This is a genomic window from Anaeromicropila herbilytica, from assembly GCF_016591975.1.
Classification (GTDB): Bacteria; Bacillota; Clostridia; order Lachnospirales; family Lachnospiraceae; genus Anaeromicropila; species Anaeromicropila herbilytica.
The window spans coordinates 4,037,143-4,056,568 of record NZ_AP024169.1 but is presented as its reverse complement, the minus strand read 5'-3'; the positions used below and the strand labels follow the sequence as shown (position 1 = coordinate 4,056,568).

Below are 19,426 nucleotides of genomic sequence, written 5' to 3'. Positions count from 1 at the left end.
GCTTAATTAAATTTCACACAGTACCATATATTTACTTTTTGGTAAATATATGGTACTGTTGATTTGCAACTTATAAACGATTTATAAAGAGAGATAAGTAAAGCGAGAATTAGCTTGTAGGTCTCTCAAGCGATTTTGATAGTACAGTATGCGGAAAGAAAGAGAAAACATTATTATGAGGTGATGTATTGTCAACATTCAGTTTGAAAATAGTAGCTTTAATATTTATGGTAATCGATCATATTGGGCAGTTTATTCCGGATACCCCAATATGGTTTCGATATATTGGAAGATTATCAGCTCCATTATTTATGTTTACCATGGTATTTGGTTTTTCATATACTAGAAATAGGAAAATCTATATTATTCGTATGTATCTATTTAGCGTTGGTATGGCTATTATGGATTATATATTAAATTGTTTTAATAATGTTGGTGATGAAGTAACAAATAACATATTTGCTACTTTGTTTTCCATTGTAGTGATTATAAGATTAATAGAATTTAAACGTGAAAATAATCGTAAATGGAAGTTTTACTTATCATGTTTTTGTATATGGCAAATGATAAGCTTAATAATTTGTTATAATATTGGTGTACATTTTGATAACTTAGGTTTGGTATTTGTTGCATTTATGGGTAATGTTTTTTATGATGAAGGTGGGTTCATTTTTGTAGTATTAGGAATACTTCTTTATTATGTAAAAGATAACAAAAAAAATACTGCAACTTTTTATAGTCTTTTTTGTCTTATATATGCATTCATTATTAATACTAATTTAGTCCCTAGAATTATGACTCGATTAGACTATTATGGATATGATCTTCTTTATAATATCTTTAACTTTGTTTTTTCTATTTTAGGATTTGATGTATTAGGTTTTCGTCAAAATACATTTCAATGGATGATGATAGGTGCTTTACCATTTATGCTACTGTACAATGGTAATAAGGGGAAAAGTATGAAATATTTCTTTTATATTTTCTATCCTTTACATATTTTTATTTTGTTCATATTAAGTAACATGGTACTGTAACTTAATCAATAATATGATAGTTCTGCAATTAAATATTGCTTATTAAACCTGGGTTAACCCAGGTTTTTTTACGTTGAAATAACAAAAATTATGAGGTGCGTATTTACTTATGTTTAAAGTTACTTTTGCATTTTTCAATTATTCGGGTATTTAAGCCTTGATAATTGAAAATGAAATTAATTATAAATGTATATTGAGTACTCTACCATATGACCTGTTACAAAACCTTGCCTGGTAGTTTGCATAAAACAGAAGCATGAGCGCTTCTGTTTTATGCAAACTACCTAGACAACCTCCAAACAGGTCATTAACAAATATACGTTTTTAAATAAATCATAGAAAACATATTGACAAAGTAGGTGATTTATTCTATATTATGTAAATATAATAAAGAGAGTAAATTTTCCAATACTAAAGTTTATTCATTAGAATAAAAAACCGAGACAATTTCTAAGGGAAGGAGTAATCAGCATGGAACTAAAAAGTAAAAAGTTATTTACCGATGTGTTAATCATTGGAGGAGGGATTGCAGGTTGTTATGCTGGTATCACACTTGCACAAAAGAATCATGTTAAGGTATTAATAACGGAGCAGAACCATATAAAGAAAATGGATAATGATAACTCACAGGTAGAGGAATGTATGGAAGAATGTAATTATTTATCATCAAATATGAAACAGAGGGTAAATGATATCATACAGAATCTAAAAGAAATAGGATTGAATGACATATCATTGAATATAGAAAAAGAACAAAATAATCAAAATGATACAGCAGATATAATTGATGACGTTTATGGAAAGTTTAAGCGAGAGAATGTGAAGCCAATTCTTGTTAGTGCAGTTTATCGTCAAAGACAGATCAAAGTAATGAATCATGTCAAAATTGTTGATTACATTTTAAAAGGGAAAAAGGTCATAGGTGCATATGGTCTGGATTATGCCAATGATACATTGTATGCAATTTATGCAAAGGCAGTCATTTGTGCAACGGGTGGAAGACTGAGTAGTGATAAAAAGTATTTATTGGAGGGGAGTCAGTCTAAACCATATTATAAGGATTCTTATTTTGGCTGTGGTTGTGCTATGGGAATTCGAAGTGGTGCGCAGAATAATAACAGAAATGGTGTTGGATGCGGATACTGTGTGGAAGCAGATCGTAAGACAACGTTGGAAGGGTTATATGCAGCAGGAAGTATAACAAACGGATGCATGCAGAAGTATATGATGGAAAGCTTGATAGAAGGAATGATAGCAGCAGAATCCTCTTATAAGTATGTAAACGGGAAAGATTATGATACTATTGAGGATAGTACTCTTTTGAGACAATTGTATCAGATGACGAATTTTCTTCGGAATAAATCAGATAAACAATATTATAATGATGTAAAGAAGAAGATAAGAGAGGTATATCTAAAGAAGATCATTTGGGAATATACCAATCAACCAGATAATACTGATTCTATACTACAACAATTAGAAACAATACAACGATTATTATTACAATCATATACAAATAATTTATATGAATTAATGAAATTGCAAGAAATTATGGATCTGATTGCTATTCTAAAGGTACAGATTAAGGATAACAATGACACCAATATACAGTTTGAAAAATTATCCTATATAAATTAACTTGAGAAAAAGTATACTTAGTACTGAAAAATATCCGAGCTTTTCAAGGTTATAATAAATTTTATACCTTGAAAAGCTCGGATATTTTTGATTATTATCAAATGGGTTCTTAAGATTTAATGATTGATTGATAAATAAATTTAGAAAAATATACTAATATGTAGCCACGAGCCTTGTTCACACTTTTTTCGTGTGATATGATGGAATACAGTGTAGGACTGCGAGCAAGTCGCAGGCATGTTGGTTAGTGTTAATAATCCCCTAAGTGGGTAATTCACTAAGTGGGATAAAAATATAAGGACGTTATGTAAAGAGAAAGAGGCGCGAAAGAGAAAATGAAAATCTATAATGTTAGCATAAGTCATAAAACAGCTCCAGTAGAGGTCCGTGAATTATTGGCATTTACAGAGGAAGAGAAAGTAGACTTTATCTGTAATGCTATTAGACTTGAGTCAGTTTCTGAATGTGTACTAATTACGACATGCAATCGAAGTGAAGTGTATCTTTCGGGAGAGCAAAATGCAGTAGAAGACATTATGTTATTATTAGTTCAGAAAAAGAAGTTAGAGTATGAACCTATGTTAAAATATTTTCGCATTTTTCAACAGGAAAAGGCGATTGAACATCTATATAAAGTGGCAAGCGGAATGGATTCTATGCTAATTGGAGAAGATGAGATTCTAGGGCAAGTGAAGAGTGCATATGAATTAGCACTTAACAATAAAACGACTGGATATTATCTAAATACTCTATTTCGTGATGCTATTACTTGTGCCAAAAGGGTAAAGACAGACACTAATCTATCCAAGACTTCAATCTCAATTGCTACATTGGCAGCTCATGCCGTATTTGATTTTCAGAGTCAAACTGGACATAAAAAGGTATTGATTATTGGTTTAACGGGTAAAATGGGAACAATAGTAATGAAAAATCTCTATAAACATCAGGAGATTACGTTGATTGGAACTACAAGAAAGCATAAATCAAAAGAGGACATTCAAGTAATTTACCCAAAAGTGACCATGGTTGATTATGCTAATAGATATGATTATATTGATGAAGCAGACATAATCGTAAGCGCAACGACTAGTCCACATTATACCATTACAAAAGATATGCTTCATAAGAACATCACGGTACAGAAAGAACGGTTATTCCTTGACTTGGCTGTGCCAATGGATATTGACCGAACAATTCGAAGTATGGAAGGTATTACTCTATATGACATTGATTATTTTACTGAGCTATCGAAAAAGAATAATGAACAGAAGTTGATGGAAGTCGAACGAGCAAAACAAATCATTGAGGAGGAAGTGGATGAATTCCTAAAATGGATGTCATTTAAAGAATTTATTCCCCATCTATCGGATATTAAAGAATTGGTGAATAAGGAAGGGTTTGAAAAGGTTATATATCAAGTTAGAAGTCAATCCAGTAGTAAAGAACTTGATATAATCTTGGATTCTTTCAAAAGATTGTTGGAATCATGATAAATAATATATAGTTTCGACTGAATTTATCAAGTATAATATAGATTTTTAATGGGAAGTTTGAATCATAAATATAACAGAATGCGTAAAAGCGCGGATAGGAGCAATATGGCATATTTTCCAATGTTTATTGATGTTAAGGGTACTGCAGTTGCAATTATTGGAGCTGGTGATGTTGCATTAAGAAAAGTAAAAGTAATGTTAGAATATGAAGCAAAGATTACGGTAATTGCTATAGATGTGTCCGATGAGATCTGGAAATTAGAAAAAGAGAAGAAGATAATAGTTAGACAAAAGGCATATGATGAGGAAGATATCAAAGATGCAGCGCTCGTTATTGCTGCAACAAATGATACTACTTTAAATAAACGAATCTCAGCCTATTGCAAAGAACATAGAATACCAGTCAATGTAGTAGATGTACAAGAAGAATGTAGCTTTATCTTTCCTGCCTATGTAAAGCAAGGTCCTATCACAGTTGGGGTTACAAGTTCTGGAGCAAGTCCTGTGATAAGTCAGAAGATTAAAAAGATGGTAATGAATACACTTCCAGATTATTATGGAGAATTGGCAGATAGTCTAGGAAAGGTTCGTGAAGAAGTACAGAAAAAGATAGATACGGAAAAAGAACGCAAGCAGGTATTTAAGAAATTAATTGCGATTGGTGAGGAAAGAAAAGGCAGAATATCCTATGATGATCTAGAGGAAGTATTAAAGAAGAAGTAGGAACAGTTATAGTTAAAAGTTAGGATCATGGTAATTTAGATAACCTAAACCTCTGAATTATCAAGTATTCAATAAACTTTTTACTGGGAAGTTTGAGTAATAAAATAACGTAAAATGGAGGATATAATGGGTCAAACAATTCGTATTGGTACAAGAAAAAGCAAACTTGCCCTGGCTCAGACGGATTATATTATTGAGCAATTAAAAAATGTGAAACCATCACTTGAGATAGAGAAGGTATTGATAAGCACCAAAGGAGATAAGATCTTAGAACGTTCGCTTCAAAGCTTTGGTGGCAAAGGAGCATTTATTACTGAATTTGAAGAGTTAATGCTTAGAAAAGAGATAGATTTTGCAGTACATAGTGCAAAAGATATGCCCATGGAATTACAAAAAGGACTTACTATCGTAGCTGTCTCGAAGAGAGAAGACCCTAGAGATGTGCTTGTTACATTAAAGGGAGTCGGGAGAAATCAAGCGTTAAAAGGCATCATAGGTACTTGCAGTTTAAGAAGGAGACTATTTATTGAGAAAAATTATCAAGCTACAGTAAAAGAACTACGAGGAAATGTAGAGACTAGGTTAACAAAGCTAAGGAATCATGAGTATGATGGAATTATCTTAGCAGCAGCTGGTTTACGAAGATTGAATCTATTAGATGACGACTTATATGATTATCATTTTTTCAAAGAAGAGGAATGTATTCCTGCTGCAGGCCAAGGAATTATTGCAGTGGAAGGTAGAGTAGATGAGGAACTGAGTTTGGTATTTAATAAGATCAGTGATAAATTCGCAGGATACTGTTTAGAAACAGAAAGAGAAGTACTTCGATTATTAAATGCTGGATGTTCAGAACCAGTAGGAGCTTATGCAAAGATTGTAGTAGAACAACAGATGCATCTGTCTGTGGTATATGAATGTCAAGGTGTTGCACGTGAAGAAGCTGGAATAGCAGATATAGATGACAGGCTTTCTTTGGCAGCTGATATTGTAGATAAGATAATTGGAAAGGCATAGTTGAGAAGATGGAAAAACAAGGTATGGTTTATTTAGTAGGAGCAGGACCAGGAGATATCGATTTATTGACTAGAAAAGGAGAACGGTTATTAAGAACATGTGAAGTTGTCATATATGACCGACTCGTATCCATGGAACTATTAGACTTTGTTCCAAAGACATGTGAGCGAATCTATGTTGGTAAAACAGTAGGTAATCATGCAATGAAGCAGGAGGAGATCAACGAAATCATCATAAAGAAGGCACTAGAAAATAAAAAAGTGCTTCGACTCAAAGGTGGAGACCCTTTTGTATTCGGAAGAGGCGGAGAAGAAGTATTGGCTTTACAAAAGGAGAAAATTCCATATGAAGTTGTACCTGGGGTAACTTCGGTAACCTCATGCCTAGCTTATGCGGGAATTCCAATCACACACCGAGGTAGTAGTAATAGCTTTCATGTTATTACTGGACATACAAAGGATTCAGACAACCAACTAACAGATAATTATGAGTATTTGGCTAAGCTAGATGGGACGCTGGTATTCTTAATGGGTATGGGGAACCTAGATAGAATTGTAGAACAGTTAATTGCATACGGAAAAGATAAGAATACACCAGTTGCAATCATTTATAAGGGTACAACAATTCAACAAAAAGTCGTAAGAGGAACTTTAGATACGATTTATCAAAAAGTATTGGAACAGAAAATAAAATCCCCATCCATTATTGTAGTAGGAGATGTAGCTGGGCTACATATGGAGAAGATACATCAAGGTGTGTTAAATGGCATTAGAATAGGAATTACGGGCACCAACAAGTTGACGGATAAATTAAAATTTTTATTAGAGGATAATGGAGCTAAGGTATTGAATCTTAGTTTTTTGAAGGTTGAAGAAATTAAGGAAGAAGATAGCCTTTATAATACAATTCATCGCATAGGGGATTATAATTGGATTGTGTTTACAAGTACCAATGGCGTGGAGGTATTTTTCCATAGATTATTGAAAGAAAAGATTGATTATCGTATATTTTCAAACATGAAGTTTGCAGTTGTAGGAAAAGGGACCGAAGAAGCATTGCTAAGAAAAGGCTTTCAAGCAGATTACATGCCTACCAAATATACAACCAAAGACCTTGGAGAAGGATTGAAAAATATATTAAAAAAAGAGGAATCGGTACTGTTGGTTAGAGCCAAGGAAGCATCGATTGAACTAGTTAATATATTAAAAGAGGCTAATATACAATATCACGATTTGGCAATCTATGATCTAAGTATTGATGAAGAGAAAAAGAATAGTGTGTTAGAATATATCGATGATATCGATGTTATAACATTCGCAAGTTCCTCTGGTGTTCGTAGTCTGCTAGGTGAGCTTAGTATTGAGAAGAAAGAACAATTAAGACAAAAGAAGATTGTATGCATCGGTGATATTACAGCCAAGACTTTGGAGAGTTACGGTTATGATAATTATATCATTGCAGAAGAATATACAGCTGATGGTATGGTAGAGAAGATTGTGGAGAGTTATACACAAAAAGCAGCGAAGAAATGAGGAATAAAATGAACAGATTAAGAAGATTAAGAGCAAATGAGAATATAAGAAGTATGGTTAGGGAGACGAGCATAGTAGTATCCGACTTAGTATATCCCATTTTTGTTATAGAAGGTGAGAATATCAAGAATCCTGTGGATTCCATGCCAGGAATCTATCAATATTCCATAGACCGCCTAGAGGAAGAGTTACAAAGAATTAGTGATAGTGGTGTGAAAAGCATTCTAATCTTTGGAATACCAAGTCATAAAGATGAAGTTGGTAGTGAGGCCTATAATGAGCAAGGAGTAACACAACAAGCTATTCGTTATATAAAGTCTAGATACCCAGATATGATAGTGATAGCAGATGTCTGCCTTTGTGAATATACCTCTCATGGGCATTGTGGGCTAGTGAAGGATGGAAAAATCTTAAATGATGAAACCCTTCCATTATTAGCAAAGATGGCTGTAACCTGCGCAAAGGCAGGAGCAGATATCATTGCGCCTTCCGATATGATGGATGGAAGAATTGAAGCAATCCGTAAGTCACTTGATGAAAATGAGTTAGAAAATGTGATTATCATGGCTTATAGCGCTAAATATTCTTCTGGCTACTATTCACCATTTCGTGATGCAGCTCATTCAGCACCAGGCTTTGGAGATCGTAAGACCTATCAGATGGATTATGCTAATGGGAAGGAAGCTGTACGTGAAGTGTTAGAAGATATTAAGGAAGGCGCAGATATTGTAATGGTGAAGCCTGCTCTAGCCTATCTTGACGTCATCAAATCAGTTTCATTAGAAACAACTTATCCGCTAGCTGCTTATAATGTAAGCGGTGAATATGCAATGGTGAAGGCAGCTGCTAAAAATGGATGGATAGATGAAAAAAAAATTGTAATGGAAAATATTATTGCAATGAAACGCGCTGGAGCAAAGATATTAATAACATATCATGCTTTGGATGTTGCAAATTGGATTAACAATGGGGAAGTATAGAGTTCGCTCATAATAGAAGTTGTGGGAATCTTGCTGTATGCATATGCGTGCCTAGAGGTTGTTAAAGAAGTATAAGAAGTTCTAAATAGAGCTCAATCACTGAAAGCATGATAAGAATGAGATAACTCGCAAAAAGACGCTCAGACAGATCTCATTTTTATCATTGGCGTGATTGTGCTCTATTAAGAACTTCTAATACTCTTTAAAACAACCTTTAGGCACGCATATGCATACAGCAAGATTCATACTACTTTTATAGTGGAGTTGTGAGGAAAGTATACTAATAAGGATGGCATTGATAAAGAATTTGGAATAAGGAAGATTCAGTTTCACGTATATAATTAGATAAGTAATTAAGAAACTAGTTGTTTTAATTAATTTATGATGAAATTTATAACTTTCTTTCACTCTAACGTTCCTTTAATAAAGTGTGCATTTCATATTTCCTTTAGCTCCAACAATGTAATAATTCCATATTAATCAATAAAATTGGTAAGTTATTACAATCTTGTTTTATAGTAAAACAGATAAAAACATAGATAAAGCACAGAAAAAAAACATAGCTAGAAAAGGGAGGAAGTAGTTTGAATACACAGATATCAGATAATTTATATCAAAGAGCAGTAAATATAATGCCAGGAGGGGTTAACAGTCCAGTGAGGGCATTTGGAGCTGTGGGACGTAATCCTTTATTTATCGAAAAGGCAAAGGGAAGTAAAATATACGATGTTGATGGCAACGAATATATAGATTATGTATGCTCCTGGGGACCTGGAATCTTAGGACATGCACATGATGAAGTAATTGAAGAAGTTATGAAAGCAGTTAGTGATGGACTAACTTTTGGAGCACCTACTAAGAAAGAAGTTATCTTAACTGAGTTGGTATCTGAATTAATGCCTTCTATGGAGATGGTTCGATTAGTTAGTTCTGGAACAGAAGCAGTGATGAGTGCCATTCGAACTGCAAGAGGATATACAGGAAGAGATAAGATTATTAAGTTCAAGGGGTGTTATCATGGGCATTCGGATGGTCTTTTGGTTAAAGCAGGTTCAGCAGCGCTAACAACCGCTGTTCCAGATAGTGCAGGTGTACCAAGATCCTATACAGAGAATACTTTAATTGCTTATTATAATGATAAAGACTCAGTTCGTGAATTATTTGAAATGAATAAAGGACAAATAGCTGCTATTATCGTAGAACCAGTGGCTGCAAATATGGGAGTTGTGTTACCACAAGAAGGTTTCTTGGAATTTTTAAGAGAGATTACGTTAGAGAATGACGCCTTACTCATCTTCGATGAAGTTATAACTGGATTTCGATTAGGTCTTGATGGTGCACAGGGGTATTACCATATTACACCAGATCTTACTACGTTAGGAAAAATTATAGGTGGGGGTATGCCAATAGGTGCATATGGTGGTAAAAAGGAAATCATGCAAATGGTATCCCCAGTTGGACCAGTCTATCAAGCGGGAACGCTATCTGGTAATCCAGTAGCTACTGCAGCAGGAATCAAGACACTAGATATCTTAAAGAATAATCCTTTATTCTATCAAGAACTCGATAAAAAGGCGAAGCGTATCGTTGCTGCAATTACAGAAAGAGCCAAACTAATGGATAAGGAGATAAAAGTGAATCAAATCGGTTCACTAATCTGTAGTTTCTTTACAAAAGAAAATGTGGTGGACTATCAGAGTGCAGTATCATCAGATACCAAAGAATATGCAAAATATTTCAATGAGATGTTAGAAAAGGGAATATATCTGGCACCAGCTCAATTTGAAGCAATGTTTGTATCGGTTGCACATAGTGATCAGGATATACGTAAAACATGTGAAGCAATCCTTTCAACTACTATTGACAAGTAAAGTGCTACAGTGTATAAATATATAAAACATATCATTTATATAGGAATTAAATCAAAGTAAATTCTTACTTATTTATAGAAGTACAGTGAAATCAATAAGAGAATTATAGGAGGTTCACCATATGAGACAAGAAACAAGATGCGTACACGGAGTTAAAGGCTTTGATAAAGAGACGGGAGCAATCAGCTTTCCAATCTATCAATCAGCAACATTTCGTCATCCAGGTTTAAACCAAAGTACTGGGTATGACTATTCAAGGGTTCTGAATCCAACAAGAGAAGAACTTGAGAATACAGTAGCTCTACTAGAGGAGGGGAAGAAAGCATTTGCTTATTCATCTGGTATGGCTGCAATCTCTGCGGTATTGTCATTGTTTCAACCTGGAGATCATATTCTATTCTCTGATGACTTATATGGCGGGACTTTTCGTATTGCTAATGAAGTATATAAGAATTATGGAATTGATTTTGAATTAATTGATACTTCGAATCTTATAGAGGTTGAACAAGGAATCAAAGCGAACACAGTTGCAATATTTATTGAAACACCTTCTAATCCTATGATGAAGGTAGCAGATATTGAGGAGATAGCGAAGTTAATTCATAAGATCAATGGATTATTAATTGTAGATAATACATTCTTGTCTCCATACTTTCAGAAACCTTTAATTCATGGAGCTGATATTGTAGTTCATAGCGGAACAAAATATCTAGGTGGACATAACGATGTGATTGCAGGATTCGCTATTATTAAAGATAATGATGAAATTATTGAAAAATTGCGTAAGAATTATATCACAGTGGGTGCGATTCTTTCGCCAAATGATAGTTGGTTAATGATTCGTGGAATTAAGACGTTAGCAGTTAGACTAGATAGACAAGAGCAAAATGCAGTTACAATTGCGAATTGGTTAAAGACACGAAAGGAAGTAGATAAGGTATACTTTGTAGGCCTTAAAGAACATGAAGGTCATGAGATTCATATAAAGCAAGCAAGAGGTTTTGGGTCTATGATTTCTTTTACTGTCAAGGATTCATCTCTGGTAGAACAGATACTTAGTAGAGTTAAAATCGTATATTTTGCAGAGAGCTTAGGAGGAGTAGAGAGCCTCATTACGTATCCAATGAAGCAAACCCATGAGGCTACACCAAGCGAATTATGCCAAAAGTTAGGAATCAGTGATACACTTCTTCGTCTATCCGTTGGTATAGAAGATGTAGAAGACTTAATAGAAGATCTAACACAGGCATTTGAAGGGGAGAAAAGTGTGAAAGAAGAACATTTTCACACTCCCTTATTTGAATGTCGCCAAAGTCGACAGATGGGAGCAAGTGTGAATGAAGAACATTTTCACACTTACAATTTTGATGAAGTAATAGATCGCAGAAATACAAATTCCGTAAAGCATGATTTTGCAGTGGAGAGGGGTAAATCAGAAGACGTAATGCCATTTTGGGTAGCAGATATGGATTTTCGATCCGCTCCTGCGATTGTAGAGAAGATGAAAGAAAAGGCTGAGTTTGGAATCTATGGATACTCAGATCCAAAGCAAAGTTATTTTGATTCTGTTATTAGCTGGATGGAGAGACGACATGGCTGGCAGACTAAGAAAGAATGGTATATATATACACCAGGAGTAATATTTGCATTGGGAATTGCAATTCGTTCGTTAACCAAAGAAGGAGATGGTATACTAATACAAAAACCAGTATATTATCCATTTCAAAGCATGATTCAAAAAAATAATCGTGTAGTCATAAATAACCCACTCCACTTGGTAGAAGATGAAGATGGAATGGAAACATACAAAATGGATACCCTAGATTTTGAACAGAAGATCATTCAAAATAACGTAAAAATGTTTATCCTATGTAATCCTCATAATCCAGTCGGAAGAGTATGGTCAAAAGAAGAGTTAGAAACGATAGGAGATATATGCCTAAAACATAATGTTATCGTCGTATCAGATGAGATTCATGCAGATTTCGTATATGAGCCATATAGGCACATCGTCTTTTCCAATATGAAAGAGGAATATAAAGACATTACTGTAACGTTAACATCACCAAGTAAGACTTTTAATCTTGCAGGAACGCAAGTATCGAATACCATAGTATGCAATCAGGCTATTCGGGATATAATGAAGATAGAACAAGAGAAAATTGGTTATGATAATCTTGGTTTATTTGGGTTAACTGCAGCCCAAACTGCTTATTCAGAAGGTGAAGAGTGGTTAGAAAGCTTAAAAACCTATCTGCAAGAGAATATGCGTTATGTTGAAGAATTTCTTAAAATTAGAATTCCCGAGATAAAGTTAATAAAACCAGAAGGAACTTATCTGTTATGGCTAGATTGCAGGGGCTTAGGTTTGTCGGATAAAGAATTAGATACCATTATTCTGGAAAAGGCAAAATTATGGTTGGATCACGGTATCATGTTTGGAGAAGAGGGTAGCGGATTTCAACGTATTAACATAGCAACGAGTAGAGTAAATCTTGAAAAAGCACTTGAGTCTTTAGAATATGCTCTAAAACACTAATGGATTTACTACTTATTAGTATAATGAGTTTTTTATACTAAAATAGACGAAATACTTATAATAAAAGGTTATTGTATTGATTCGTGAAAAGTAACAATACAATAACCGTTTTTTGTCTAATTTAATAGAAGAATTAAAGTAAAAATGAACAGATAATATTCAAAAATATAGACCACATATGTGTAAAGTACTAGTTGAAATCTTGTAAAAATGGTGTTAAGATGAATGGGAAAATTGATAAGGTTAAGTATCCTACGTTTTAGGCAACAGATGGGAGCTAATGTGTATGAGGATATGAATAAAATTCATAAAAATGTAAGAAAATATTAAGTTTACCTGAGGTGAGATACGTGATATAATTTACGATTGAACGGTAGGTAAAGGATATGTAAAATTACATAAGAAATTTTACATGAAATTGATAACTTGTTAAGTAACCATAAATGGACACATAGAATAACAATTTAATTGTTAAGGTTAGGAGATGTTTATTACGAGAGAAAAAATAGAAAAAGGTGCGAAATTTCAAGTTGTAATTTGTTTCGTGCTTGCATTTATCATTAATTTTACAATAGAAACCTGTGGACGAGGCGGAGTTGGTAACGCCATTGCATATCTATTTAAGCAACCTTTAATTTTCTTTTATAATTACCTATTAATACTAGTTACCTTATCATTTGTATTATTAATTAGAAGAAGAATGTTTGGTTGGTGTGTTGTATCTGTAATCTGGCTAGCATTAGGTATAGCGAACGGAATTATCTTAGGAGTTCGTGTAACACCATTTACAGCAGCCGATTTGTTAGAAGCCAATGCAGGTTTAGCTGTTATGGATAAGTATTTGAATAGTTTTCAGATGGCATTATTGTTTGGATGCATTGGATTAGCAGGAGTTGTATTTATCTTAGCGTTTATCTTTGCGCCAAAGTATAAGAATAAGATACGTTATGGAAGAAATGTAGTATGTATTGGAACTTTTGTTGCTTTATTCTTAGTATTAACTAAATTCTCACTTTCTGAGGGAATCTTGACAAGACATTTTGGTAACATAAATCTTGCTTATCAAGATTATGGAGTTCCATATTGCTTTACCGTTAGTTTATTAGACAGTGGAATAAAAGAACCAGCAGATTATACGGAAGAAAATGTTCTAAATGTGCTAAATAACACATTACCAGATGCTAAGTCTCCAATTGTTGCTACTAAGAATGCAAAGACGAAACATCCTAATATTATTTTTGTTCAATTAGAGTCTTTCTTTGATATAACTAAAGTCAAAGGATTAACTTTCTCAGAAGATCCTATTCCTAATTACCATAAACTGATGCAGAAATATTCATCAGGATATGTTGATGTACCAGTAGTAGGAGCTGGAACATGTAATACAGAATTTGAAATGATTACAGGTATGAACCTTGACTTCTTTGGACCAGGGGAATATCCTTACAAAACAGCATTAACGGATAAGACAAGTGAGTCTGCAGCTTATGATTTAAAAGAAATAGGTTATGGAACACATGCAATACATGATAATACCGCAACTTTTTATGGTCGTAATAAAGTATATCCAAATCTTGGATTTGATACATTCACTTCAATTGAATATATGAATAATATTGAAAAGAATCCAAATGGTTGGGCAAAAGATAAAGTATTAACAAAGGAGATTATTGATTCATTAAAATCTACCTCAACACCAGATTATGTTTATACAGTATCAGTACAAGGACATGGAAGTTACCCAAGCGAAAAAATTGATGATACACAAACTATTACAATTAGTGGAATAGAAGATGAAGCAAAGAAGAATCAATTTGAATATTATACAAATCAAATTCATGAGATGGATCAATTTGTAGGTGAGTTAGTAGATCAATTATCTGCATTAGATGAGAATACTGTATTAGTTCTTTATGGAGATCATCTTCCAAGCTTAGGATTCAAACCAGAAGATTTAGAGAATAATTCAATTTACCAAACAGAGTATGTAATATGGGATAACTTTGGTATGAAAAAACAAGATATGAACCTAGAAGCATATCAGATGGCAGCTGCTGTATTAGGAAGAGTTGGTATTGATAATGGAACATTAATCAAATATCATCAAAATAACATGGGTGCTACTGACTATGTGAAAGATCAGCAAATGTTAATGTATGATATCCTATATGGTAAGAAATACGCCTATAATCAACAAGATTTATACAAAACACTTCCTATGACTATGGGAGTTAGAGAGATTCGAATTAGTGATATTTATAATTCAGATGATACAACAGTGGTAAAAGGAGAGAACTTTACACCTTATAGCAGTGTGTATATTAATGGTGAGTATGTAGATACAACTTTTGTAGATGAACATACACTAAATATTGCAAGTGATGAGCTAAGTGATGGTGATAAAGTAACAGTTAATCAAATTAGAAAAGATAAAAATATTCTAAGTACATCAGAAGAATTTACTTATCAGTCAGTAAAATAATAAAAGCATAGATATCATTTAATAATACAAAAAAACCAAGGTTAGCAATACAACCTTGGTTTTTTGTATACTACACCTTAGAAGCTTAACATACTTTTTTAAAACTACTTTAGCGAAAAAAGACGAATAAAATAGAGCAAATAAATAAGATATCGAATATAATGATGTATCGTCGAATGAAGCAAAATCACGCGATTTAAATAGCAATTAGCACAAAAGAAGAAGTAGAAGATGGTATAATTTACCTATTAGATTCGTTTGAAAATAGGACTAAAGTATGATATTGTAAATAGAACAACAGATATTAACCTTTTCTATATAAAATAGCTACAAACAATGAGTAGAATTAAGTAATAGATACATAGTAAGGGGGCATAAAATGGATGGCATTAAAGATATAGTATGGAATGTATTAAGACGAGTGAAAAATAAGTCATTATTAAAAGAATATAATGCACTAAGCCCCAGATTGAAAAAGAATATAGAAATAGATCTTCAATTCTTAAATATAAAGCGAGTAGCAATTTTTATACTTGTTTTTATGCTTTTACCAGCATTTAATATAATTGCAGTTATCTATGAAGAATCAGAGCTTATTAATTACAAAATTATAATAAATAGTATAGTTTTATTAATTCTATTCATTTATTTAGCTGTTATTAATTTATGTATTACTAAAAATAAAAGTGAAAAATATCAATTATTATATTTAAGTTTTTGGATATTCTTTGTAATAGGGTTTTATGGCTTATCTCATTTGGATATGACAGTTAATCAACAGTTAATAATATATATTATATTATTTGTATCATTATGTAATGTACCGATATTGCCAAGTGGAGAGTATAAATATATATTTTCGTTACAAATAGTATTAATCGCAGTTATGGTTATTAGTGGAAGACATGATAGTATGCTTATATTAAATCTGATTATCATTAGTGGTACATCTTATGCTTTTTCAAGGCTAAATTATAATACGTATCTAGATATTCAAATCAAAGAAAAAAAATTAGAGGAAATTAACTCAGATTTAACAGAATTAGCTTCTAGGGATTCATTAACAGGATTACTGAATCGAAGAGGGCTTGATGAAAAATTAGAACTATTATGGCCATTATGTATTCGAGATCAACAAAGCGCAGTTATTATTATGTTAGATATTGATTATTTTAAAAAATATAATGATAGATATGGACATGCAGAAGGGGATCGTTGCTTAAGAGAAGTTGCCGATGCAATTAAAAAGGCAGCAAAGCGAAAAACAGATGTTATTGCAAGGATAGGGGGCGAGGAATTTTTAGTATTTGCCCATAATGCTGATTCTGTTCAAGCACTACAACTAGCAATGGAAATCAAGCAGAACGTGGAAGAAATTGAACTTAACACGATAAATAGTAATGAGATAATTAAGGTAACTGTAAGTATAGGGATTGAAACAATGGTACCAGAAAGAGAAGACAACTTTTTGGATTTATATATCAAAGCAGATACGGCTCTATACGAGGCAAAAGAAACTGGACGTAACTGTATTATAATGTGTAATAAGATGTATTAGTATATAGAAGTTATTGTATGAAATACATAGAGAGAGTAAAAAATAAATCGAATATCGAGGAGCTTTTACATTAGTGGATGTTATGAATCCTACCTACTTGATAGGGAGCGTTCATTGCTAGTGTGAAAGCTCTTTTTGGAATGTAGCAGAGAATGTAATCATATATTATAAAGGTAAGAAACAAGTGTAAGGACTGATTGTATGGAACGAGTAGCGATATATTGCAGATTATCAAAAGAAGATATCGATAAATTAAAAAAAGGTGACGATAGTGGTAGCATACAGAATCAAAAAACATTATTACTAGATTATGCTAAAAAACAAAACTGGTCTGTATATGATGTTTTTTCAGATGATGATTACAGTGGAACGGATCAAAGCAGACCGGAGTGGAATCGAATGATAAAAGCTGCCAAAATGAGAAAGTTTGATATCGTATTATGTAAAACTCAATCACGATTTACTAGAGAAGTTGTTATTGTTGAGCAATATATACATACATTATTTCCAATATGGAATATACGCTTCATAAGCATTGTAGATCATATCGATACGAAGATAAAAGGAAATAAAAAAGCAAGGCAGATTAATGCACTCATTAATGAATGGTACGTAGAAGATCTCTCTCTTAATGTGAGAACAGTTTATAAGCAAAAAATGAAGGTTGGAGAATATTTAGGAGCGTATGCGCCATACGGTTATAAGAAAGATAGTAAGAATAAATATAAATTAGTAGTTGATGAAGAAGCAGCCAATGTTGTGAAGGATATATTTAACATGGCGTTAGAAGGAAAAAGCATCAAAGCAATCTGTGACAGTTTAACAAGTAAAGGAATAATACCACCAAGCTTATATAAGTTGAAAGGTACTTATTCGAATGAACAGCATCTGAAATGGTCAACAACTACAGTCAATCGAATCTTACATAATGAGATGTATCTTGGAGATATGGTACAACATAAAGCGGAAAAGTTGGATTATAAAAGTAAAAAAATTATAGCAATTCCTAAAAAAGATTGGATTATTGTTAGGAATACACATGATGCTATTATTCAGAAAGAATTATTTGACGAAGTGCAAAGAGTATTAGATAAAAGGAAAAAAAGGTAACACATAAACTTTACTTTATAAATCAATCTATGATATACTTCATGATAAAAAGTATAAATGAAAGAAATTCTACTATGAATATCTAAAATTATTAGATACTTCTTATTATGTTAGGAGCTCCAACTACCGTTAGTTGTTACATTATGGCCAAGAACATGAAGAATGATGGAGTTCTAACCTCAAGTATTGTAGTAGCTACAACTTTTATTTCAGCTTTTACAATAACGATTTGGATTTTTATGCTAAAAATATTGCATTATATATAAAAGACGAAAATATATTCTGTGATTATCAAAAATTAAAAAGATGTTTAATTCGAAAAGCTGATGACTCTATTGGAGATAAATCTCATTAGAGTTATCAGCTTTTTACTATTAAGACCCTTGAATAGTAATGGAAATTTTCTTTACTATTTTCAAAAAATACAAAAGAAAGTAAACAAAAATAGAATATTGACAAAATAATATGAAAAACATAAGAAATAGGCAAGTAAAAGAAGAATTTTCCTAGTAAAAATAAAAAAATGAAGGTATAATGTAAAAGCCAATAAGTGCTAGAATTAGAGTTTTATAATACTTATGCGTTCAAATCATTCTAGTGAAAACATCATAATTGGTTATACTAAAGTTGATAATAGAATTATTAGGAGGACTCCATGAATATCTTTGATATATTAGGTCCAGTAATGGTGGGACCATCAAGTTCACATACAGCTGGAGCAGTGAAAATCGGTTATATCGTTCGAAAATTATTAGGTGAAGATATACAAACAGCCAAACTTTTATTGCATGGTTCATTTTTAGCAACAGGAAAAGGTCATGGTACAGATAAAGCACTGATAGCCGGACTTCTGGGTATGAAACCAGATGATATAAGAATTCCAGATAGTTTCCAGTTAGCAGATGAATCTGGTATGGAATATTCCTTTGGAAGTATTATGTTGAAAGATGTGCACCCAAATAGTGTACAGATAACAGTTACTGGTGTAAACGGTAGAGAAATTGAAGTGATTGCATCTTCCTTAGGTGGAGGAAGAATCAAAGTATGTAAGATTGATGGACTAGAGGCTAATTTTTCTGGGGATTACCCAACTCTAATTGTTCATAATATTGATAGGCCAGGTTATGTAACAGAAGTTACGTCAATGTTAGCAAGTCAATCAATTAATATAGGTACTATGCAATTGTATCGTGACCGAAGAGGTGGCAATGCAGTGATGGTTATTGAGTGTGATCAAGAGGTTCCAGAGGAATCAATCAAAGGATTAGAGAAGTTGGATGGTATATTAAAAGTGACTTACTTGAATCTTAAAGTATAGAGTCTGCTATTATTGATATCAGAAAAACGTTACTTTATATAAAAGATTATAGAATCAATGTATCAATGATTCATTGAATACTGTGTTAAATAGTATTATATTTACGATAAATAGATGGAAGGATGCAA

Annotated in this window: 13 protein-coding genes; all 13 read left to right on the top strand. The window is 32.6% G+C overall.

From position 1 onward, the window contains the following. Window positions 1-188: 188 nt before the first annotated feature. Window positions 189-1,037, top strand: a complete 849-nt coding sequence (locus bsdtb5_RS17430) for a TraX family protein (RefSeq protein WP_271713243.1) — start codon at window positions 189-191, stop codon at window positions 1,035-1,037. Between the two features lie 471 nt (window positions 1,038-1,508). After that, the gene (locus tag bsdtb5_RS17425) at window positions 1,509-2,675 is read left to right on the top strand and encodes an FAD-binding protein (RefSeq protein WP_271713242.1); all 1,167 of its coding nucleotides are present in this window, start codon (window positions 1,509-1,511) and stop codon (window positions 2,673-2,675) included. A 335-nt stretch (window positions 2,676-3,010) separates the two neighbouring features. Next, a complete protein-coding gene (hemA, locus tag bsdtb5_RS17420) occupies window positions 3,011-4,165 on the top strand; it encodes a glutamyl-tRNA reductase (RefSeq protein ID WP_271713241.1) in 1,155 nt (384 codons plus the stop codon). A gap of 108 nt (window positions 4,166-4,273) precedes the next feature. Then, window positions 4,274-4,891, top strand: a complete 618-nt coding sequence (locus bsdtb5_RS17415) for a precorrin-2 dehydrogenase/sirohydrochlorin ferrochelatase family protein (protein WP_271713240.1) — start codon at window positions 4,274-4,276, stop codon at window positions 4,889-4,891. A 126-nt stretch (window positions 4,892-5,017) separates the two neighbouring features. Continuing rightward, complete coding sequence (hemC, locus tag bsdtb5_RS17410) at window positions 5,018-5,908, top strand: hydroxymethylbilane synthase (protein WP_271713239.1); 891 nt, start codon at window positions 5,018-5,020, stop codon at window positions 5,906-5,908. A 23-nt stretch (window positions 5,909-5,931) separates the two neighbouring features. Then, window positions 5,932-7,440, top strand: a complete 1,509-nt coding sequence (gene cobA / locus bsdtb5_RS17405; RefSeq protein WP_271713238.1) for a uroporphyrinogen-III C-methyltransferase — start codon at window positions 5,932-5,934, stop codon at window positions 7,438-7,440. Window positions 7,441-7,448: 8 nt separating this feature from the next. Beyond that, window positions 7,449-8,420, top strand: coding sequence for a porphobilinogen synthase (gene hemB, locus bsdtb5_RS17400; RefSeq protein ID WP_271713237.1), 972 nt, complete (start codon window positions 7,449-7,451; stop codon window positions 8,418-8,420). Between the two features lie 632 nt (window positions 8,421-9,052). Next, on the top strand, window positions 9,053-10,291 hold the full coding sequence (gene hemL, locus bsdtb5_RS17395) for a glutamate-1-semialdehyde 2,1-aminomutase (protein ID WP_271716136.1): 1,239 nt from the start codon (window positions 9,053-9,055) through the stop codon (window positions 10,289-10,291). Between the two features lie 121 nt (window positions 10,292-10,412). Beyond that, the gene (locus tag bsdtb5_RS21815; protein WP_330611731.1) at window positions 10,413-12,830 is read left to right on the top strand and encodes a PatB family C-S lyase; all 2,418 of its coding nucleotides are present in this window, start codon (window positions 10,413-10,415) and stop codon (window positions 12,828-12,830) included. A gap of 484 nt (window positions 12,831-13,314) precedes the next feature. Beyond that, on the top strand, window positions 13,315-15,312 hold the full coding sequence (locus bsdtb5_RS17380) for an LTA synthase family protein (RefSeq protein ID WP_271713236.1): 1,998 nt from the start codon (window positions 13,315-13,317) through the stop codon (window positions 15,310-15,312). 379 nt (window positions 15,313-15,691) lie between these two features. Next, window positions 15,692-16,870 carry a GGDEF domain-containing protein gene (locus bsdtb5_RS17375; RefSeq protein ID WP_271713235.1) on the top strand — a complete coding sequence of 393 codons (1,179 nt, stop codon included), beginning with the start codon at window positions 15,692-15,694 and terminating at the stop codon, window positions 16,868-16,870. Window positions 16,871-17,071: 201 nt separating this feature from the next. Then, window positions 17,072-17,980: a recombinase family protein gene (locus tag bsdtb5_RS17370; protein ID WP_271713234.1), complete on the top strand. Its 909-nt coding sequence runs from the start codon at window positions 17,072-17,074 to the stop codon at window positions 17,978-17,980. A 655-nt stretch (window positions 17,981-18,635) separates the two neighbouring features. Next, window positions 18,636-19,298, top strand: coding sequence for an L-serine ammonia-lyase, iron-sulfur-dependent subunit beta (gene sdaAB, locus bsdtb5_RS17365; protein WP_271713233.1), 663 nt, complete (start codon window positions 18,636-18,638; stop codon window positions 19,296-19,298). Window positions 19,299-19,426: the final 128 nt, after the last annotated feature.

Bases quoted from the DNA above. Each gene is read 5' to 3' on its own strand.
- bsdtb5_RS17425 (WP_271713242.1), top strand. From the start codon at position 1,509: ATGGAACTAAAAAGTAAAAAGTTATTTACCGATGTGTTAATCATTGGA.
- cobA (WP_271713238.1), top strand. From the start codon at position 5,932: ATGGTTTATTTAGTAGGAGCAGGACCAGGAGATATCGATTTATTGACT.
- hemB (WP_271713237.1), top strand. From the start codon at position 7,449: ATGAACAGATTAAGAAGATTAAGAGCAAATGAGAATATAAGAAGTATG.
- bsdtb5_RS21815 (WP_330611731.1), top strand. From the start codon at position 10,413: ATGAGACAAGAAACAAGATGCGTACACGGAGTTAAAGGCTTTGATAAA.
- bsdtb5_RS17375 (WP_271713235.1), top strand. From the start codon at position 15,692: ATGGATGGCATTAAAGATATAGTATGGAATGTATTAAGACGAGTGAAA.
- hemA (WP_271713241.1), top strand. From the start codon at position 3,011: ATGAAAATCTATAATGTTAGCATAAGTCATAAAACAGCTCCAGTAGAG.
- bsdtb5_RS17370 (WP_271713234.1), top strand. From the start codon at position 17,072: ATGGAACGAGTAGCGATATATTGCAGATTATCAAAAGAAGATATCGAT.
- sdaAB (WP_271713233.1), top strand. From the start codon at position 18,636: ATGAATATCTTTGATATATTAGGTCCAGTAATGGTGGGACCATCAAGT.
- hemL (WP_271716136.1), top strand. From the start codon at position 9,053: ATGCCAGGAGGGGTTAACAGTCCAGTGAGGGCATTTGGAGCTGTGGGA.
- hemC (WP_271713239.1), top strand. From the start codon at position 5,018: ATGGGTCAAACAATTCGTATTGGTACAAGAAAAAGCAAACTTGCCCTG.
- bsdtb5_RS17380 (WP_271713236.1), top strand. From the start codon at position 13,315: ATGTTTATTACGAGAGAAAAAATAGAAAAAGGTGCGAAATTTCAAGTT.
- bsdtb5_RS17415 (WP_271713240.1), top strand. From the start codon at position 4,274: ATGGCATATTTTCCAATGTTTATTGATGTTAAGGGTACTGCAGTTGCA.